This is a genomic window from Pseudomonas fildesensis (assembly GCF_001050345.1).
Taxonomy (GTDB): domain Bacteria; phylum Pseudomonadota; class Gammaproteobacteria; order Pseudomonadales; family Pseudomonadaceae; genus Aquipseudomonas; species Aquipseudomonas fildesensis.
On record NZ_LFMW01000013.1, the window covers coordinates 44,047 to 64,261 of the forward strand.

At 60.7% G+C, this 20,215-nt stretch carries 16 protein-coding genes and 1 pseudogene; 10 read left to right on the top strand and 7 right to left on the bottom strand.

Annotated elements, in window-relative coordinates:
- The first annotated feature begins 12 nt into the window (after positions 1 to 12).
- The 5 genes from ACR52_RS19780 (at position 13) to tal (ending at position 5,154) form a co-directional block, all read left to right on the top strand.
- On the top strand, positions 13 to 1,521 hold the full coding sequence (locus tag ACR52_RS19780) for a sugar ABC transporter ATP-binding protein (RefSeq protein WP_048728286.1): 1,509 nt from the start codon (positions 13 to 15) through the stop codon (positions 1,519 to 1,521).
- Positions 1,522 to 1,623: 102 nt separating this feature from the next.
- Positions 1,624 to 2,388 (top strand): SDR family oxidoreductase, encoded by a 765-nt coding sequence (locus ACR52_RS19785; protein ID WP_048728288.1) that lies wholly within the window; start codon positions 1,624 to 1,626, stop codon positions 2,386 to 2,388.
- Between the two features lie 18 nt (positions 2,389 to 2,406).
- A complete protein-coding gene (locus ACR52_RS19790) occupies positions 2,407 to 3,207 on the top strand; it encodes an SDR family oxidoreductase (protein WP_048728291.1) in 801 nt (266 codons plus the stop codon).
- 45 nt (positions 3,208 to 3,252) lie between these two features.
- Entirely contained in the window at positions 3,253 to 4,206 is a 954-nt protein-coding gene (locus ACR52_RS19795) for a sugar-binding transcriptional regulator (RefSeq protein WP_048728294.1), read from the top strand.
- A 24-nt stretch (positions 4,207 to 4,230) separates the two neighbouring features.
- Positions 4,231 to 5,154: a transaldolase gene (tal, locus tag ACR52_RS19800; protein WP_048728298.1), complete on the top strand. Its 924-nt coding sequence runs from the start codon at positions 4,231 to 4,233 to the stop codon at positions 5,152 to 5,154.
- A 41-nt stretch (positions 5,155 to 5,195) separates the two neighbouring features.
- On the opposite strand, the gene ACR52_RS19805 is transcribed toward tal, so the two are convergent.
- The 5 genes from ACR52_RS19805 to ACR52_RS19825 all read right to left on the bottom strand — a co-directional run bounded on the left by ACR52_RS19805 (position 5,196) and on the right by ACR52_RS19825 (position 10,722).
- Complete coding sequence (locus ACR52_RS19805; RefSeq protein WP_048728301.1) at positions 5,196 to 6,095, bottom strand: hypothetical protein; 900 nt, start codon at positions 6,093 to 6,095, stop codon at positions 5,196 to 5,198.
- The gene (locus tag ACR52_RS19810; protein WP_048728304.1) at positions 6,092 to 6,787 is read right to left on the bottom strand and encodes a hypothetical protein; all 696 of its coding nucleotides are present in this window, start codon (positions 6,785 to 6,787) and stop codon (positions 6,092 to 6,094) included. Before ACR52_RS19810 ends, ACR52_RS19805 begins: the two co-directional genes overlap by 4 nt.
- Positions 6,788 to 7,037: 250 nt before the next feature.
- Positions 7,038 to 8,222, bottom strand: a complete 1,185-nt coding sequence (locus ACR52_RS19815; protein ID WP_048728306.1) for a sugar transporter — start codon at positions 8,220 to 8,222, stop codon at positions 7,038 to 7,040.
- Positions 8,223 to 8,364: 142 nt separating this feature from the next.
- Positions 8,365 to 8,610, bottom strand: coding sequence for a hypothetical protein (locus ACR52_RS19820; protein ID WP_408003347.1), 246 nt, complete (start codon positions 8,608 to 8,610; stop codon positions 8,365 to 8,367).
- 1,113 nt (positions 8,611 to 9,723) lie between these two features.
- On the bottom strand, positions 9,724 to 10,722 hold the full coding sequence (locus tag ACR52_RS19825; RefSeq protein WP_048728310.1) for a bile acid:sodium symporter family protein: 999 nt from the start codon (positions 10,720 to 10,722) through the stop codon (positions 9,724 to 9,726).
- Positions 10,723 to 10,808: 86 nt separating this feature from the next.
- Between ACR52_RS19825 and ACR52_RS19830 the strand changes: the two genes are divergently transcribed.
- A complete protein-coding gene (locus ACR52_RS19830) occupies positions 10,809 to 11,597 on the top strand; it encodes an AraC family transcriptional regulator (protein ID WP_048728315.1) in 789 nt (262 codons plus the stop codon).
- A gap of 46 nt (positions 11,598 to 11,643) precedes the next feature.
- On the opposite strand, the gene ACR52_RS19835 is transcribed toward ACR52_RS19830, so the two are convergent.
- Positions 11,644 to 12,657 (bottom strand): ABC transporter substrate-binding protein, encoded by a 1,014-nt coding sequence (locus ACR52_RS19835; RefSeq protein WP_048728319.1) that lies wholly within the window; start codon positions 12,655 to 12,657, stop codon positions 11,644 to 11,646.
- Positions 12,658 to 12,823: 166 nt separating this feature from the next.
- Between ACR52_RS19835 and ACR52_RS19840 the strand changes: the two genes are divergently transcribed.
- The 4 genes and pseudogenes from ACR52_RS19840 to potE all read left to right on the top strand — a co-directional run bounded on the left by ACR52_RS19840 (position 12,824) and on the right by potE (position 18,218).
- Positions 12,824 to 13,255: a hypothetical protein gene (locus tag ACR52_RS19840; protein ID WP_048728321.1), complete on the top strand. Its 432-nt coding sequence runs from the start codon at positions 12,824 to 12,826 to the stop codon at positions 13,253 to 13,255.
- 145 nt (positions 13,256 to 13,400) lie between these two features.
- Positions 13,401 to 16,637 (top strand): DEAD/DEAH box helicase, encoded by a 3,237-nt coding sequence (locus ACR52_RS19845; RefSeq protein ID WP_048728324.1) that lies wholly within the window; start codon positions 13,401 to 13,403, stop codon positions 16,635 to 16,637.
- Between the two features lie 87 nt (positions 16,638 to 16,724).
- Positions 16,725 to 16,817: pseudogene (locus ACR52_RS30465) on the top strand (AraC family transcriptional regulator); the annotation flags it as partial.
- A 93-nt stretch (positions 16,818 to 16,910) separates the two neighbouring features.
- On the top strand, positions 16,911 to 18,218 hold the full coding sequence (gene potE / locus ACR52_RS19855; RefSeq protein WP_048728330.1) for a putrescine-ornithine antiporter: 1,308 nt from the start codon (positions 16,911 to 16,913) through the stop codon (positions 18,216 to 18,218).
- Between the two features lie 44 nt (positions 18,219 to 18,262).
- Here the strand turns inward: potE and ACR52_RS19860 are convergent, their stop codons facing one another.
- Positions 18,263 to 20,005: an ABC transporter substrate-binding protein gene (locus ACR52_RS19860; protein WP_048728333.1), complete on the bottom strand. Its 1,743-nt coding sequence runs from the start codon at positions 20,003 to 20,005 to the stop codon at positions 18,263 to 18,265.
- Positions 20,006 to 20,215: the final 210 nt, after the last annotated feature.

Below are 20,215 nucleotides of genomic sequence, written 5' to 3' on the forward strand. Positions count from 1 at the left end.
TCGGAGGTCGTCATGCAAGCAGCAGCTCTGGACATAGCAGCCGACGCGGTGCTGTGCCTGCGCAACATCAGCAAGGCCTATGGCCCGGTGCAGGTGCTGTCGCAGGTCAACGTGGACATTCGCCCCGGCGAAGTCCTGGCCCTGCTCGGCGAGAACGGCGCAGGCAAGTCGACCTTGTCGTCGATCATCGCCGGCCTCGTGCAACCGGAAGTCGGGGGCAGCATGACCTGGCTGGGCGAGGCGTATGCGCCGGGCTCGCCGGGGGCCGCCTTGGGTGCCGGGATCGGCCTGATCCACCAGGAAATCCGCCTGCTGCCGCAATTGTCGATCGCCGAGAACATCTTCGTCGGCCGCCTGCCCATGCGTCACGGGCGGGTCGACCGCGAGTACATGGAGGCCCAGGCGCAGATCCAGCTGGAACGCCTGGGGCTCAAGGTGCCGGCATCGCGCAAGGTCGAAGGCCTGAGCGTGGCGGCCCAGCAACTGGTGGAAATCGCCAAGGCGCTGACCCTCAAGGCACAGCTGCTGATCCTCGACGAACCCACCGCTGCGTTGGGCGGTGAAGAGACCGAGCTACTGTTCCAGCAGGTCGAGCGGCTCAAGGCCGAGGGCGTGTCGTTTATCTATATCAGCCATCGCTTGGAAGAGATCGCGCGCATCGCCGACCGCGTGTTGGTGCTGCGCGACGGTCGCCAGATCGCCTTGCATGCCACGGCCCAGGTGCCGGTGCGTGAATTGGTCGAGCAAATGGTCGGGCGCAGCCTGGAACGGATTTTCCCCGCGCTGCAGCCACCGCAGGAACGGGTGATGTTGCAGGTCAAGGATTTGAGTTGCCGTGAGTTTGCGCTGCATGGCATTGATTTCAGCGTGCGCGCGGGTGAAGTGTTCGGCATTGCCGGTGTGGTCGGCGCCGGGCGGACCGAGCTGGTGCGCACCATTGCCGGTGCGGCCCAGGATATTCAGGGCCATATGGTGCTCGACGGCGAGGTGCGCCGCCTGCGCTCACCCTTCGAGGCGATTCAGGCCGGCGTGGTGCTGGTGCCCGAGGACCGCAAGCAGCAAGGCGTGGTCGTCGAGCATCGTATCGAAGACAACCTGATTTATGGCAACACCGACCTGCTGGACAAGCGTGGTTGGGTGTTCCCTGCCCCGCTGCGCGAATTTGCCCGCACGGCGGTGGCGCGGTTGGGCGTGAAGGGTGCGCCGCAGCAGCGGATTTCCAGCCTGTCCGGCGGGAACCAGCAGAAGGTCATTATCGCCAAGTGGCTGGCGCGCAATCCCAAGGTGTTCATTCTCGATGAACCGACACGCGGGATTGATGTGGGCGCGCGGGCGGCGATTTATGAAGTGATCGCCGATTTGGCGGCCAAGGGCATGGCGGTGATTGTGGTGAGTTCGGATCTGGATGAAGTACTTGGGCTGTCCCATCGGGTGATGGTGATGAGCCGGGGCCGGCAGATGGGGATTCTGGAGCGTGGCGAGGCAACGCCCGTTTCGGTAATGGAAATGGCCACGGCCTAATTAAAGCCAACAAAGATCAATTGTGAGAGCAAGGCCTTTGTGGTGAGCGAGCTTGCTCGCTCGCCACAGGGTGTTAACCAATATTGAATTATGGAGTGTTCCATGCAGCTTTTTAGTCTTCAGGGCCAGGTGGCTTTTGTGACCGGTGCCGGCAGCGGCATTGGCCAGGCTATCGCCGTAGGTCTCGCCGAAGCCGGCGCGGATGTCGCGTGTTTTGATCTACCCGGCAGCCCCGGTATCGCCAGCACCGTCGAACGCATCCAAACCCTCGGCCGCCGCGCCCTGGCCTTGAGCGGCACAGTCACCGAACGGGCCGCACTGGATGCCGCCGTCGCCCGCACCGAAAGCGAATTGGGCGAGCTGAGCGTGGCGGTCAATTGCGCCGGCATCGCCAATGCCCAGGCTGCCGAAGACCTGGAATTGCAACGCTGGCAAACCACCCTGGACATCAACCTCACCGGGATTTTCCTCAGTTGCCAGGCCCAGGCTGCGGTGATGTTGCCCCGTGGCAAAGGCGCCATCGTCAACATCGCCTCCATGTCGGGCAGCATCGTCAACCGTGGCCTGTTGCAGGCGCACTACAACACCTCCAAGGCCGGGGTGATCCACCTCAGCAAGAGCCTGGCGATGGAATGGGCCGATAAGGGCCTGCGGGTCAATTGCATCAGCCCCGGCTACACCGCCACGCCGATGAACTCACGGCCGGAAGTCGCCGACCAGGTGAAGATTTTTGAACAGACCACGCCCATGGGCCGCATGGCCAGCGTGGAAGAAATGGTCGGCCCGGCGATTTTCCTGGTCAGCCAGGCCTCGTCTTTCTGCACCGGTGTCGACCTGTTGGTCGATGGCGGTTTTGTTTGCTGGTAAGCAGTGGAGCCCCTCGTCATGTCGCAACGTTTCAGCGGTAAAACCGTAGTGATCACCGGCGCCTGCCGTGGCATCGGCGCCGGCATTGCCGAGCGCTTCGCCCAGGAAGGCGCCAACCTGGTATTGGCCTCCAACGACCTGGAGCGGGTGACCTTCACCGCCGAGCAACTGGCCCAGGAATACCAGGTCGACACGCTCGCCCTGGGCATCGATGTCACGAACGAAGCCGATATCGAAACGCTCTACCGCGAAGGCCACGCGCGCTTTGGCAGCATCGACGTGTCGGTGCAAAACGCCGGCATCATCACCATCGACCACTACGACAAGATGCCCCGCGCCGACTTCGACAAGGTGCTGCAGGTCAACACCACCGGCGTGTGGCTCGGTTGCCGCGAGGCGGCCAAATACATGGTCAAGCAAGGCAGCGGGCGGTTGATCAACACCTCCTCGGGCCAGGGCCGCCAGGGGTTTATCTACACGCCGCACTACGCCGCGAGCAAAATGGGCGTAATCGGAATCACCCAAAGCCTCGCGCTGGAACTGGCGCGGCACAACATCACGGTCAACGCGTTCTGCCCCGGTATCATTGAAAGCGAAATGTGGGACTACAACGACCGCGTATGGGGCGAGATCCTCAGCACCGATGAAAAGCGCTACGGCAAGGGTGAATTGATGGCCGAGTGGGTCAAGAACATCCCCCTGCGCCGCGCCGGCAAACCCTCGGATGTCGCGGGCCTGGTGGCGTTCCTCGCCTCGGATGACGCGGCCTACCTCACCGGGCAGGCGATCAATATCGACGGTGGCCTGATCATGTCGTAAGGGTTTGGTATCCTCACGGCCATTGAGTCAACAACTGAGGCCTTCATGAGCCAGATCGAAGAACAGCGCCTGATCACCAAGATCGCGAGCCTCTATTACGAAGAAGGGCTCAAGCAGTCCGAGATTTCCACGCAGCTGGATTTGTCCCAGTCCTTTATCAGCCGCGCCCTGCGTCGGGCGCTGCAGGACGGCGTGGTGAAGATCAGCGTAATGCGCCTGCAAGGCCTGCACCTGGAGCTGGAAAATCAACTGCAGCGCCGCTACGGCGTGCGGCGGGTGATCGTGGTGGAAGCCACTGAGCCGGGCAATGATGAAAGCATCAAGCAAGCCATCGGCTCGGCCGCCGCGCACTACCTGGAGACCAGTCTGTCGCCCCAGGACCACATCGGCATTTCATCGTGGAGCAGCACCATTCGCGCCATGGTCGGCCATCTGCATGCCCAACCGGGCAAACAAGGCGCCCAGGAAGTGGTACAACTGTTGGGCGGCGTCGGCAACAAAGGCGCCTTTGAAGCCACCCTGCTCACCCAGCGCCTGGCCACCCTGCTCAACTGCCCGGCGTTCCTGCTGCCGTCGCAAAGCATCGAGCAATCGGTGGAAAGCAAGCAGCGCATCGTCGAGATGGAAGAGGTCAAGGAAGTGCTGCAACGCTTTGACAGCATCACCCTGGCGATCGTCGGCATCGGCGATCTGGAGCCCTCACAACTGCTGCGCAACAGCGGCAACTACTACACCGAAGAGATGCTGCGCCTGCTGGCTGAACGTGGCGCGGTCGGCGATATCTGCCTGCGCTACTTCGACGCACAGGGCAAACCGGTGCTGGAAGAAGATGAAGAATTCGTAGTGTCGGTGGCGCTGCCCAAGTTGCGCTCGATCCACCGCGTGCTCGGCCTGGCCGGCGGGCTGAACAAGGTCCAGGCGATTCGTGGCGCGCTCAAGGGCGGCTACCTCGACATCCTGATCACCGACCTCGACACCGCCCAGGCCCTGAACCACTAACCCCTTTTCTGGAGACTGCCGCTCATGACGTCCAAGCTCGAACAACTCAAGCAATTCACTACCGTGGTCTGCGACACCGGCGACCTCGACGCCATTAGCCGCTTGCGCCCGGTCGACGCCACCACCAACCCTTCGCTGCTACTCAAGGCCGCCGCCATCCCGGACTACGCCGAGCTGCTGCGCAATGCCGTAAACCTGTCAAAAGGCGATGTAGGCCTTGCCTGCGACCACTTCGCCGTGTCGGTGGGTGCCGGCATTCTGAAGGTAATCCCTGGGCGTATCTCCACCGAAGTCGACGCGCGCCTGTCCTTCGATGAAGACGCGCTGTGGGCCAAGGCCAACCAGTTGATCGCCCTGTACGACCAGGCCGGTGTCGGCCGCGACCGCGTGCTGATCAAACTGGCCTCCACCTGGGAAGGCATCCGCACCGCCGAACGCCTGGAAAAAGCCGGCATCCAGACCAACCTGACCCTGCTGTTCTCCTTCGCCCAGGCCGTCGCCTGCGCCGATGCCGGGGTGTTCCTGATCTCGCCGTTCGTGGGCCGCATCTACGACTGGTACCGCAAGAACACCGGCCTGGACTACACAGGCGTTGAGGACCCGGGCGTGCAGTCGGTAACGCGTATCTACAACTACTACAAGGCCAACCAGATCAGCACCGTGGTGATGGGCGCGAGCTTCCGCACCCTCAGCCAGATCGAACAGCTGGCGGGGTGTGATCGCCTGACCATCAGCCCGGACCTGCTGCAAAAGCTCGACGAAGACCAGGGCACGCTGGAGCGCAAGTTGGTGCCGGTGACCGACGGCGAAGCGCGTCAGCCAATGAACGAAGCGCAATTTCGCTGGGCGTCGAATGAAGATGCGATGGCGACGGAGAAACTGGCGGAAGGGATTCGGCAGTTTGCGCGGGATCAGGAGAAGCTTGAGGCTGTGCTGGCCGCGCTATAACGCTATTGCACTGTAGGCGCGAGGGGGGCCTGAGTTCCCCCTCACGGCGAAACGCTTTGCGCCGCCATATTTTCAAACGGCATCGGCACCGATTTGATCGCGCCGTCCAGGTTACGGTAACGGTGGTAGACACCGGCCGAAGGTAACAACCGACCGCGCTCCACCACGCGACGACCGTCCAGTACATAACGTACGGTCTGCTCGCCAGCGTCAGCCACGCCCTCACCTGCGCGCAAGTCCTGGGCGAAGACGCGCATGGCCTCGTCGATGCAGACTTCGAGTTGCTCGTTCACCTTGGCCCATTCCAGGTGACCGTCGTCGATGCATTGCGCACCACAACTGCGAAAGGGCTGCCCGACCACTTCGATCCGCCGTTGATACAGCACCGACCCGGCGATGTCCTGGACCTGTACCCGGTTGACCAGGATAAAGCTGCCCCGGTCCGCGCTCAGCACCAGCCGCGGCTCGACCAGCACCAGCGCGCTGATCTGCCCCTGCGCCGCAGGCAGGCCCGCCGCCTGGCTGGTCTGTTGATAGCGTCGCGAAATAGCCGCTTCCAGGTTCTGCTCAGCGAGCAGCGTCGTCATCGGGCGGGCATCGTGTTCTGCGCTATTGCGCGCATCGCGCTCCAGTACACCCACGCCGGTCTGGGTATTGATGGCACTGGCGATCAACAAGCCCACCACGCCCCCCGCGTTCACGGCACTGCGCGTGACATTGTCGCTGACTTGGGCCGCGTCCGACGCACGCTTGCTGTCAATCACCATCGACGCCGTGACGAAGCCCTGGGCCGGCAACCGCACCTCGACCTTGGCACCGTGGGTATTGATGTACGACAGGGCGGACGGCGTATTGAAGCCGGGTTCAGGCAGCTGATGCTGGGCGCACGCTCCCAGCATCAGGCCACTGGCGATGAGCAACGCACTGCCCAGTTGCTTCATTGGGCGAACGGAGTGATGACCAGTTGGCGGCTGCTGTCCACGGCCTGGTAGTAGGCGTTCGACAAGTTGCTGTAGTTGGGTTGGTCCCACTCGCCCTGCGCCGGTTGCGTCACGGCAAACGGCTTGTACCACAGCAGGTGATTGTCACGCAGATCGACCACCAGGCCGATGCCGCCCACTTGCGGGGTCGGCACGCTGGTCGGCACCACGCTGTAGTACGTCCGGTACGCGCCGCTCGCCGTGTAGGAAATCAACAGCAGGCGATCCACACCGTACTTGGCTTGCAACGGCGTCAGGTCACGGCCGAAGAAGCCTTCGCGGAACTTGTTTTCCTTGAATTTGGTGAGGTCGATCGACTCGTCCACGCGCTTGGCCTTGTAGCCCTTGGCGACCAGCTTGGCGACGATTTCGTCAGGGATACTCGCGGCGTCCTGCAGCTTCCAGGTACTGACCTGAGTGCTGAGCTTGCTGTTGATGCCCTTGTTGATCGCCAGGTCCAGCAACCCCTGTTGGCCGCCCAGCACCAGCTCCGAGGGCGGCAGCGTGGTCATGGCCACGCCGATGGTCTGGCTCTTGTCGCTCCAGAACTGCGCGTCGAGCTCGACGGGCTTCTGGATGTTGGCCGCGCAGCCATACAGGCCGGAACAGATGAAAATCAGGGCGATACAGTTTCGGAGCGTGCGAAATGCCACTGGAAAAGTCCTTTTAGAGAGTGGTTTGCTAGCAGTACCTGGTGAGGTAGTGGGCAAAGGCCATCGTGGTGCCATTAGCCGCTGGCGATATTAGAAGGAGGAGAAAATGGCGTCAACTTAATAACTTTTTGCGTAATGAAAGGCGACCAACGGTAGGACCGGGCTTCTAAAGCCCGTGTCCAGTTTCCTTTCATTGTGCAGTTGTACGCAGGTTGCAAGAGCAAAGACTAGGCGTCTGCTTAGCGCCTACTCAGGCTTGGGCCACACCCTGCCCAAACCGCCGAATCGCCAGGCAATACCCTATCAACGCCACCGCCGCCAGCAACCCGCCCGCCGCGCCGATCCAGGCGAAGCCGAAGTGGCTGCCGACCCAGCTGCCCATCAGGGCGCCGCCGCCGATGCCGATGTTGTAGATGCCGGAGAACATCGCCATCGCGACGTCGGTGGCGTCCGGTGCCAGCACCAGTACCTTGGACTGCATCGCCAGGCCGAAGCCCATAATTGCCATGCCCCAGAACACGCTGAGGCCAACCAGGTACGACTCGGCGCCGCTCAGCGGCAACATCAGCGCCAGGCACGCCGTGAGCAGGAACACGGCGCTGATCACAAAGATGTGCGGGTTGAAGCGGTGCACCAGGCTGAACAGCAGCGAGCCGATGATGCCAGCGCCGCCAAATACCAGCAGGAACAGGGTCACAGCGTTGCCGCTCAGGCCTGCGACGCCTTCGACGAAGGGTTCGATGTAGCTGTAGGCGGTGAATTGCGCGGTGACCACCATCGCGGTCAGCACGTAGAGCGCCACCAGTGCCGGGCGTTTGAACAGCAGTGGCAGGCTGCGCAGAGAGCCGGAGTTCTGGCTCGGCAGCAGCGGCAAGGTACGCGCCAGCCAGAACACCAGGGCGGCGGCGAACGCGGCGATGACCAGGAAGGTGGTGCGCCAGCCCATGGCTTCGCCCAGCAGGCGGCCGAGCGGGATGCCGAGAACCATCGCCAGGGACGTGCCGGTGGCCAACAGGCCGAGGGCTTGCACCTGCTTGCCTTCCGGCGCCAGGCGCACGGCGAGGGATGCGGTGATCGACCAGAACAGCGCATGGGACAAGGCGATGCCGATGCGGCTGACCATCAACAGGCCAAAGCTGGTGGCCACGCTGGAAAGGATATGGCTGGCGATAAACAGGCCAAACAACACGATCAGCAGCTTGCGCCGTTCGATGTTGCGGGTCAGCAGCATCACTGGCAGCGAGGTTAGGGACACGATCCAGGCGTAGATGGTGAGCATCAGGCCTACGCTGGCGATGGGCATGTCGAAGCTGGCGCCGATGGCGCTGAGCAGTCCGACCGGCACAAATTCGGTGGTATTGAACACAAAGGCGGCCAGCGCGAGGGCGATGACCGGTTGCCAGTTGGCTTGGGGTGTTGCGGCTGAAAGGCTCATTGAACGGCGCGGCACTCTGACGATGATCAAACGGCCACGCCGTAGAAGCGCCGCCGCCGAGCATTCTATAGGTTTCTCGGTCGGCTGTTGGCGCAGATCCTACGCATTCGTCGCCCGATGCCTCATGGCGCGGTGAGGGTAATCACGTAGTTTTCGGCTGAATCGGCTTGCCGCCGCCGTCCACCAGCAGATAACGCTGGTCGTAATAACGCCCGCCGCCGCTGTCCGCAACCAGCAGCACGTGGGCCGCCGGGTCGCCCAGTGCCTTGACGCTGGCCACCGGGGCCACACTTCGCACGTCGACCCGGGTGCCACGGCTGGCGTTGGCGCATCCCGTCAATTGAATCACCGCACCGCTGCGCGCATTTGTCGCACAGCCTGACTCCACGATAGCGCCTGTGAACTGAATCGTTCCATGGCTCGCGGGCTGAGCCGCACCGCATGCGCCCACCCAGAAACACCGGAGGCCCGCAATCTAATGCCGATCAGTTAGGAAATAGAAAGAGCGGGAAGTAACCTGTGGCGAGGGAGGCCTCCCAGCCTGCAAACAGGCTGCGCTGTCGCGCAGAGAACCTGCCGATAAATCGGAAAATTATTTATGTTTAAAATCAATAAGATAAATTTTGCTCTATAAGAGCTTGCTCCCTCACCACAGGGATGGTGTTTGGCCTAATTGTGGCTGACACACTGCTTATTGTGGCGAGGGAGCTTGCTCCCGCTGGGCTGCGCAGCGGCCCCAGTCGGATGAAACAGGTAATTCAGGCAGACCGCGTTGGCAGGCTTTGGGGCCGCTTCGCGGCCCAACGGGAGCAAGCTCCCTCGCCACAGGGACGGTGTCTGGCCTTAATTGTGGCTGACACACTGCTTATTATGGCGAGGGAGCTTGCTCCCGTTGGGGTGCGAAGCAGCCCCAGTCGCATGAACGAAGATATTTCAGGCAGACCGCGTTGGCAGGCTTTGGGGCCGCTTCGCGGCCCAACGGGAGCAAGCTCCCTCGCCACAGGGACGGTGTCTGGCCTTAATTGTGGCTGACACACTGCTTATTGTGGCGAGGGAGCTTGCTCCCGTTGGGCTGCGCAGCGGCCCCAGTCGGATGAACGAAGATATTTCAGGCAGACCGCGTTGGCAGGCTTTGGGGCCGCTGCGCGGCCCAACGGGAGCAAGCTCCCTCGCCACAGGGACGGTGTTTGGCCTAATTGTGGCTGACACACTGCTTATTGTGGCGAGGGAGCTTGCTCCCGTTGGGCTGCGCAGCGGCCCCAGTCGGATGAACGAGGTAATTCAGGCAGACCGAGTAGGCAGGCTTTGGGGCCGCTTCGCGGCCCAACGGGAGCAAGCTCCCTCGCCACAGGGACGGTGTCTGGCCTTAAATGATCGGTATTAGGCCAGTAAACACCGAAATACCTTTAACACTCATGCCGACGCTCCTTCTTGGGCTGTTAAAAAGTCAGTCGTCTGGCCTTGCGTTAACTTAAGGTTATTCGTCGACTCTTTCGAGCCGTCACGGGTCCACCTGGCCCATCATTTCCGGGATGCTTTCCGGCCGGTTGGCATAACGCTGGGCCAGCGCTGCACACACCATCAGTTGAATCTGGTGAAACAGCATCAGCGGCAGAATCAATACGCCCATGCTCGCCCCGGCAAACAGCACCTGGGCCATTGGCACGCCAGTGGCCAGGCTTTTCTTCGAGCCGCAGAACAGGATGGTGATGCGGTCTTCCTGATTAAAACCGAACGCCTTGCCCAACACCGTGGACGCCACCAGCACCAGCGCGAGCAATACGCAGCACGCCACCACCAGGCCGCCGAGTTCCCACAGCGGGATCTGGTGCCAGATACCTTCGTTGACCGCTTCACTGAACGCGCCGTAGACCACCAGCAGGATCGAGCCCTGGTCGACGAACTTCAGCCAGGATTTGTTGCGGCCCACCCACTCGCCGATCCAACGACGGGCGATCTGCCCGGCCACAAACGGCAGCAGCAGTTGCACGCTGATCTTCAGGATCGCGTCGACGGTGGATGCGCCGTCGCCATGGACGTTGAGCAACAGCGTCACCAGCAACGGCGTCAGGAAGATCCCGAACAGGCTCGACGCCGCCGCGCTGCAGATTGCCGCCGGAATATTGCCGCGCGCCAGCGATGTGAAGGCAATCGCCGATTGCACGGTGGCCGGCAAGGCACAGAGGTAGAGCATGCCCATGTACAGGTCTTTGCCGATCAACGGCGACAGCACCGGCTTGAGCGCCAGGCCCAGCAGCGGGAACAGCACGAATGTCAGGCTGAACACCAGCAGGTGCAGGCGCCAGTGGCCGGCACCGGCGACGATGGCCTGGCGCGACAGTTTGGCGCCATGCAGGAAAAACAGCAGCGCGATGGCCAGGTTGGTCACCCAGCCGAAAGCCACGGCGGTCTGGCCGCTGGCGGGCAGCAAGGACGCAAGGATTACCGTGGCAATCAGGATCAGGGTGAAGTTGTCGGGCAGAAAACGGGGGCGGGTCATAAGCAGGATCTTCCGGGGGTTGCCAAGAGCGTCATCACGACTCTAACGTAACGGCTTGTTACCGACTAACGCCAATGAGCCAGTAAATGCCGCCTAAAGGACATGCCAACACCGTGCGCCGCAGTGTGCCCGGGCTTTCCAGCCTGCCTCGTCCGGTGTACGGGCGTACGGAATCCCTGCCCAATCGCGCGCTCACTCGCCGGCACAGCCACCCGTGGGTGCAATTGTCTTACGCGATTTCCGGTGTGTTGGAGATCCAGACCAACGTCGGCCGCTTCGTCGCACCACCGCAGCGCGCGGTGTGGATTCCGGCGGGCATGCCGCACCGGGTGTACAGCTCGCCCCACACCGAGATGCGCAGCCTGTACCTCGATTGCAGCGTCACCGCCTGGGCGGATGAGCGCTGCCAGGTGCTGGAAGTCAGCAGTTTGCTGCGCGAGTTGATTCGCAGCTTCAGCGAATTGCCGGTGGAATATGCCGAGGAGGGTCCGGACGGACGGCTGGCCCAAGTGGTTCTGGACCAACTGGCGGCGGCGCCTCAAGTGGATTTGATGCTGCCACTGCCCCTGGATCCGCGACTGCGGCAGATCTACCGCAGCTTGAATTTGCACCCGGAGCAGCAGACCACCTTGGGTCACTGGAGCCAGAAGCTGGGAGTGAGCGAGAAGACCCTCAGCCGGTTGTTCCTGAGTGAAACCGGCTTGACCTTTCGCGCCTGGCGCCAGCGCCTGCGACTGCTGAGCGCCCTGCCCGCCCTCGAGCAAGGTGAGCGGGTAACGGATGTGGCGCTGGGCTGTGGCTATGAATCGACATCGGCGTTTATCAATGCGTTTCGGCAGCAGTTCGATGCCACACCCGGCGAATTCTTCCGCTGACCCTCAGACAACGATTTTTGACTGCATTTCACATCAGGATTAGGGATCAGCTGCCATTCCCGCCGTGGGCCTCTTCAAAGAAGTAGTCCTTCCAGCTCGCCGCCTTGTTTTTCAGCACGCCCAACTCTTGCAACTTCTCGGCATAGATGTAGGTGCGCTGCGGCACGATGGTGAAGTCGATTTCCGGGTCCTGGACGATCTTCTCCACCAGGTCCAACGGCAACTTGGATTGCTCGACGCGGATATACGCCTTGGCGGCGGCGGGCTTGTCGGCCTTGATGATCTTCTCCGCCTCGGCCAGTGCGTCGTAGAACGCTTTATAAGTCTTGGGGTTTTCGTCGTGGAATTTCTGCGTGGTGTAGAGCACGTTGAACGTGGCCTGCCCGCCGAGGATGTCGTAGGAACTGAGCACCTTGTGCACGTTGGGGTTCAACAGCTCCTGGTACTGGAACGGCGGGCTGGAGAAGTGCGAATTGATCTCCGAACCACCGGCAATCAACGCCGCCGTGGCATCGGGGTGGGCCAGGCTGATGGAAATGTCGTCAAACTTTTTGTAGTTGGCAGCGCCGAACTGCTTGGCGGTCTCAATCTGCAAGGTGCGCGACTGGAAGCCTACACCTGCGGCGGGCACGGCAATGCGATCTTTCTCGGTGAAGTCCTTCAAGGTCTTCACGTTGGGGTTATTGGTCAGCAGGTAATTGGGCATCGAACCCAGAGAGGCGATGGCCTTGACGTTCTGCTTGCCCTTCGTGCGGTCCCACAGGGTGAGCATCGGCGGCACCCCGGCGGAGACCACGTCCAGCGCACCGGCCAGCAACGATTCGTTCATTGCAGTGGCGCCGGAAATGCTGTTCCACTCCACCTCGATGTCCAAGCCCTGTTCCTTGCCGTGTTTTTCGATCAGGTGCTGGTCGCGCACCACATCGAGGATCAGGTAACCGATACCGAATTGCTGGGCGATGCTGATCTTGCCCTCGGCCTGCGCACCAGGGCTGAGCAAAGCGCTCGCAGCGGCCAGGGACACGGCCAGGAGGGTCAGGGAGGGACGCTTGAAAGTCATGGGGGATCTGCCGCGTTTTCGAGGAGGTGATGGAGCCTAGCGGCGATTTTTAAGACTGGAAAAGAATATCGGGATCTATTGTTATGCAAATGATCCCCAAACCTGCGTCCGGCTGGTATCGTGCGGCGCTTTGAAAAACCGCTCACCACCTGCGAGGAAATGGACGTTGAACACTGACGAAAAAATGACCGGGGACTTGTTCGAGGTGGATAAGCGCCTGTCACTCAAGCCCGTGGTGGACTTCAACACCTACCTGCGCAGCGCGTTCGGCGACGGCCCTTGCACGTGTGTGCGTTGCACGGCCAGTGGCGGGGATGAAACCGGCTATGCGTTTCAGCACACTTTCAATTTTGACGGCAAACCCACCCACCGCCGCTTCGCGTCCACGGCGGGCAGTGATGTGCTGTTGATGCTCAAGAAAGCATGGTTGTCCTACACCAAGGCCGAACTTACCGGCGCGGGTAACCTGGCAATAGATGGGGTGAAGGACTTTGTCGAACCGCAGTTACACAAACGCTTATTGCCGCTTTTTTTGGCCAGTGGGTTGGTCAAGGAAGTTGATGGAGAACTGCGGTTATTACCACAGTCGGCAGCCTGATAAGGCTCGGACTCTGCGAGAAAACTGACCTCCGCTTGGATGGCAGGCAATTTCCAGGTATGTGAGTCGCGTTGTACCATCAGAAAGTCACGAGCGTGCCGCCGAACAGGGACAATCCGGCGTCAACCACAAAGGAATGAAGTTGATGAATCAAGAATGCATCACCCGCTACTGGCACGCCGTTGAGCTGTTACAACCTCAATCAGCCCCGAAAATAGAAAAGCGCGACGGCCTGTTTTCGTCGTTTTTCCACGACGTCAACGCTGCTCGAACGGTGATGCCTTGGTCTGAAGAGAGTCCCGTCGCAGGCCAGCAGATCCCAGGCAAGAGGGTCTGGAGCCATACCCTATTCGCCCACCTGTACGACAGCCAGGCAGTGGCCGATGAGCTCAAGCAGCTTTACGGCGCCGACCAAGGCTACAAAGAACATCCAAAACGCCGAGAGTCTGCACTCTTTGCTCTGAAATTCACGGCTCAGGGCATGATGGTCCAAGACAGCCTGGTGCTCTCCAGCGAAGCCTGGTTCCTTGGCCGCGCGCTGAGCAAAAGGGATTGGACCCGAGGTTTCGACGACGACCAGAATTGCTTGCGTGAAGACATTAAGGTGCTGATGGGTGGCCAGGTCGACGCGGACGCGCTGCTCCAGTTGACGGTCAACATTCGCCAGTTCCTTGGCCTGGATAATTTTTTCCCAGAGCCCGCTCAACTTCGCCACCGGTGGCGCTCCACCCCCGTCAAGGAAAAGAAACCGGAGCAGGAAGACGACCCGCTCAACAGTTTCCTGCTCTCAGACCTCGCCGACGTGTCAGACAGCTTGCGAAAAGGCCTGTCGAGCAAGGCGCTTGATCAATACCTTGCGCGGCACGCCCCGGACAATCGCCTGCACATCGATGATGACGATGCCAGCTTGTCAGTCATCGAGCGATTGACGCCCAAGCATTACGCATCGGGATGCTGGCCTGCGGAACACCATCTTGGGCTGGTGCATTCTCAGCAACTGGCAGTGAACACCATCATGCGCACGCTGGGCGATGGCGAGGGCATACTCGGTATCAACGGCCCGCCCGGTACTGGCAAGACCACCTTGCTACGGGATCTTATAGCCGCCGTGGTCACTCAGCGAGCCGATAAACTCGCCAGCCTGCCTCGCGCCTCTGCAGCGTTCATCGACGATGTACCGGAAAAGGCCGGCGACGGTAACGATGCCCAAAAAATCCATAAGCTCAACCCTGCCCTGCTCGGTTTTGAAATAGTCATTGCGTCTTCGAATAACGGGGCTGTTGAAAACGTCACTCTGGAGCTGCCCCAACGAGACAAGGTCGACCCAAGCTGGCTGCCGGAAGCCGACTACTTTAGCGAACTGGGCGAATTGGTCAGTGGTAAACCCGCCTGGGGCTTGATTTCAGCAGCGCTGGGCAGCAAAACCCGGCGTAATGCGTTCATCAGCCGATATTTCTACGGGAAATCACCCGAAAAGCCCAAGGCCGGCAGCACGCTCGATGACCACAACGATTGGATGACGGCTATGGACGCCGAAGCACTTGAGGATCAACAGGAGCCCAACGAATCTGAATCGGGCGACCTGCCTGATGACGCCGAAGAACCGGGACCTCAAGGCTTTCTGGGCTGGCTGAAAATTCAAGTCGATGTCACGCGGACCACCGCTCAACGCCTGCAAACCTGGAAGCAGGCGGTCGCCGCCTATAACGCGGCGAAGTCACATGCCGAACAACTGAGTGCCGACGCCCTGCGCATCAATGCGCATATTCAGGCCCTGAATGATCTACGCCATCAGGTTACTGAGCAGACCGACACGCTCAAGCAGTTGAGCGGCAAAATCAAAGACGTCGATGGGCGACTCGCACACCTTGACGAGGTCGAATTCAAACCCGCTGAGGAGGCTCTTCAACAGTGCCTGCGCGAACTGCAATCACACCAGCAGGACACGCCAGGCTTCTTTGCCAATTTGTTTAGCCTGTGGGGAGCGCAACGCAGCTGGAACACCGTAGGCCGCCTTATCAACGCGAGGCGTTCAGTCGCGCAAGAGGGCTTTGAACGCGTCAAGCGCAGTACGCTTCGCCAAGCAGCCGAACGCAAACTGCTTGAGGGCCTGTATAGCGAAGCCAACGCAACGCTGGTGCACCTGCAGTCACGTCAGCGCCAGCACGGCGAACACATCACTGCCCTGGCACAGGCCTGCAAAGCCGACCATTTGTTGGCCTGGCTCAAGCACGGCATCATCGGACGCGGTGAGGCCATAGAGCTTGTTGAGCCTTGGGCGATTGCTGGGTGGCGACAGGCACGGGCACGCGTTTTCATCCAGGCACTCAAGCTACATCAATGCTTGTTCGAACTCGAAGCCAAGCGTATTCGCACCAACCTGTTTTTCATTAACAGCGTACTGCAAGGGGGCCGTTTCCGTGGCCTCTCCCGCGATGCAATCCGCTCTGGCTGGGCGTCATTGTTCATGCTTGTTCCTGTTTTGAGCAGCACTTTCGCGTCGTTTGCGCGCTCATTCGGCTCATTGGGTGTAGGCGAAATCGGCTGGCTACTGGTGGATGAAGCAGGCCAGGCCACACCGCAGGCAGCAGTGGGCGCACTGTGGCGTGCTCGGCGCGCGGTATTGGTGGGAGACCCTTTGCAACTCAAGCCTATCGTCACCGTATCGGATGCCGTACTGGAACATATGCGCACACGCTATGGGGTCGATGAGCACTGGCTCCCAAGCCGCCAATCCGCGCAAACTCTGGCCGACGAAGCCACGCAATGGGGTCGCATGATGGGCCCGGTGGATGATAAGCGATGGGTCGGCTTGCCCCTGGTGGTCCACCGTCGCTGTGATAGACCGATGTACGCGCTAGCCAACCGGATCGCCTATGACGGGGTGATGGTATTTGGCACTCGCCCCCCTCCCCCGGAAAAAGAAACCACCGCCAGCTTGCCTACAGGTTGGGTTCAGGCCAGCGGCGGGTCCACCGGGAATTGGGTTCCCGCAGAAGGAGATGCGCTGATGCGCTTGCTGACAAGCCTTCGTGCAGACGGCGTAAGCATCTCCGACATATCTGTTATTACGCCTTTCCAAGCAGTGCGGGACCGCCTCAGGGATCTGCTTCCACGCAAGATGGTCTACGGCACCATCCATACGATGCAGGGCAAAGAGGCAGCGGTGGTCATCATGGTGCTGGGTGGCAACAGTGAAAACCCGGCTGCGCGTGATTGGGTGGTCAGCGAGCCCAATCTACTGAACGTTGCAGCAACACGAGCCAAGCGACGCTTCTATGTGATCGGTGATCGCAACGACTGGCGCGACCGCTTGTTGTTCTGTGACGTAATGGACTTACTGGTACCACAGGTACTGACGGAGCTGGCTCCGTTCAAATGACGGTTGACGCAGCCATTACTGCTTCAATCCTGCCTGTTTCTGCTTTTGGCTTGCGCAGCGTTCGTGGGAAGGGACAGCATGGCCACTATGAACGCTCAATTGATCGAACTGCGCGCCTTGGCCACCAAGGCTGAAAACCACAGGACCGAGACCGGCATCCCTCGGGAGGCAATGGTGCAGATACGGCGCGGGTTCTGGACGAAACGAAAGATCAGCACCGGTAAATCCAAAGAGTTGCAGATCTGCTGTTCGCGTTGATAACAAGGAGCTTTGATGCCCGCACCAAGCAAAAAGATGAGCCTGCTGGGCCTCACCACCCTGGTGGCGATCAATATGATGGGCTCGGGGATCATCATGTTGCCTGCGAGCATGGCGCAACTTGGGGCAATTTCGTTGCTGTCGTGGGTCGTCACGGCGATCGGTTCGATGGCGATTGCGTATGGCTTTGCCCAATGCGGCATTTTCTGCACGCGCAGCGGCGGTATGTCGGCTTACACCGAAGAGGCCCATGGCAAGTCCGGGTTCTTCATGTGCTCATTTCTGTATTTTCTCTCGCTGATCATCGCCAATGTGGCGATCGCCATTTCGGCGGTGGGCTATCTGTCATCGTTTATTCCGTGGCTGGGCAGCGGGCAAGTGCCGCTGTTTATTGGCAGCCTGGCGCTGATCTGGCTGACCACCGCAGCCAACTTTGGCGGCCCGCGCGTCACCGGGCGCATCGGCGTGGTGACGGTGTGGGGCGTTATCATTCCGGTGGTGGGACTGTGCGTGATCGGATGGTTCTATTTCAAAGCGCAGGTATTCAGCGCCGCCTGGAACCCGCACGATCTGCGCCTGTGGGACGCCGTAAGCGCGAGTATTCCGCTGACCCTGTGGGCCTTTCTCGGTATGGAGACGGCCGCCCAGGGGTATGACGCCGTCGAGAATCCCACGCGCACGGTGCCCCTGGCCTGCCTGTTCGGTACCCTTGGTGTGGCGGTGGTGTATGTGCTGTCGACGTCGGTGATCCAGGGCATCGTACCTAACACCGAACTGGCCGCTTCGTCTGCGCCGTTTGCACTGGTTTACGCACAAATGTTCAGCCCCTGGGTGGGCAAGGTCGTGATGGCCCTGGCAGTCCTGGCCTGCATCGGCTCATTGCTGGGCTGGCAATTCACCCTGGCGCAAACGGCAAAAATGTCAGCAGATCAGCGTCTGTTTCCGCGCTTTTTCAGTCGGGTCAACGGGGCGCATGCACCCGTGCTGGGGCTAGTGGCGTGTGCGACATTGCAGAGCCTGATTGCCTTGTCGACCATCTCGCCCAATGCCAGCGCACAGTTCAACCGCCTGGTTAATCTGGCGGTAGTGACCAACCTGGTGCCCTATGTGACCGCTCTTTCCGGCTTGCTGGTGATGATGCACAAAGCACGGGTGAGTGCATCGATACAGGCACGTAATACCCTGGTGGTGCTGGTGGCCGTAGGGTACTCACTGTATGCGATTTATGCCTGCGGTGAAGACGCGGTGTTTGGCGCGATGCTGGTGCTGGCGTTCGGGTATTTGCTGTATGGATTCCTGGCCAAGCGGTTCACAGAGGCCTGAACGCAAAACGGCACGCAAGCGTGCCGTTGATTACCTGGGTGCAATTACTTACGCGCCGCCTCCCACGACTTGAGCAGGTCGTTGTAGTTCACGGTCTCCCCTTTCGGTTTCTCGTTGGCCAGTTTCGGCTTCGGTGCGCCCGGCTGGTCGAACCAGTACTGCGCGTCACGCTCGGGGTTCATTTTCGGCCCACACACCGGCTGCACCTTGGAACGCTCCAGGCGCGTCATGATCGCGTCCTGGTCCTTGGCCAAGCCGTCGAGGGCCTGTTGTGGAGTTTTCTCGCCGCTGGCGGCTTCCGAGATGTGGCTCCACCACAACTGCGCCAGGCGCGGGTAGTCCGGCACGTTGGTGCCGGTCGGGGTCCACTCCACCCGGGCCGGGCTGCGGTAGAACTCCACCAGGCCACCGAGTTTCGGCGCCAGGTCGGTCATGGCCTGGGAGTTGATGTCCGATTCACGAATCGGCGTCAGGCCAACGATGGTTTTCTTCAGCGAAACGGTTTTCGAGGTCACGAACTGCGCGTACAGCCAGGCCGCGAGTTTCTGCTTCTCAGGCGTCGACTTGAGGAAAGTCCAGGAACCCACGTCCTGATAACCCTTCTTCATACCCTTTTCCCAATAAGGCCCGACTGGCGAGGGCGCCATCCGCCATTTCGGTGTGCCGTCGGCGTTCACCACCGGCAGGCCGGGTTTGGTCATGTCGGCGGTAAACGCGGTATACCAGAAGATCTGCTGGGCGATGTTGCCCTGGGACGGCACCGGGCCGGATTCGGAGAAGGTCATGCCCGCCGCTTCCGGTGGCGCGTAGGCTCTCATCCAGTCCACGTATTTCTGCGTGGCATACACCGCCGCTGGCCCGTTGGTGTCGCCACCACGGGTCACGCTGGAGCCCACCGGGTGGCAGTCCTCCACGCGAATGCCCCACTCGTCCACCGGCAAACCGTTGGGCAAACCCTTGTCGCCACCGCCGGCCATGGAGAACCAGGCATCGGTGAAACGCCAGCCCAGGGACGGGTCTTTCTTGCCGTAGTCCATGTGACCGTAGACGCGCTTGCCATCGATCTCCTTGACGTCTTCGCTGAAAAACTTGGCGATGTCTTCATAGGCGGACCAGTTCACCGGCACGCCCAACTCATAGCCGTATTTTTCCTTGAACTTGGCTTTAAGGTCGGCGCGTTCAAACCAGTCGGCGCGGAACCAATAGAGGTTGGCGAACTGCTGGTCGGGCAGCTGGTAGATCTTGCCGTCCGGCGCGGTGGTGAAGGAGATGCCGATAAAGTCCTTGATATCGAGGGTCGGCGAGGTGAAGTTCTTGCCTTCGTTGGCCATCAGGTCGGTGATGGATTCGGTCTTGCCGTAGCGAAAGTGCGTACCGATCAGGTCCGAGTCGTTGACCCAGCCGTCATAGATATTCTTGTCGGACTGCATCTGGGTTTGCAGCTTCTCCACCACGTCGCCTTCCTGCAGCAGGTCGTGGGTCAGCTTGATCCCGGTGATTTCACTGAAGGCCTTGGCCAGCACCTTGGATTCGTACTCGTGGGTGGTGAGGGTTTCCGACACCACGTTGATCTTCATCCCACGGAACGGTTCTGCCGCCTTGATAAACCACTTCAGTTCCTCAAGCTGCTGGTCAGCCGTGAGAGTGGACGGTTTGAACTCGCTGCCGATCCATTTTTTCGCCGCATCTTCATACGCATCGGCCCAGGCCGTGGCGCTCAAACCGCTGAGGGCCAGTACGGCGGCCAATGAAATGCTATGTCGCAGCTTATTGTTTTTATTCAACATAGAGACCTCCTGGTTAATTTCAAACGGGGCTTGAAACACCCGCCCCTGTAGGCGCGAGCTTGCTGTGGCGAGGGAGCTTGCTCCCGCTGGACCGGGCTGGCGCACCCGTGCGCAGCACTCCCAAACCGATCACCGAGTTACAGCAGATGTATCTCGAACATCCAATTTGGGGCTGCTTCGCAGCCCAGCGGGAGCAAGCTCCCTCGCCAC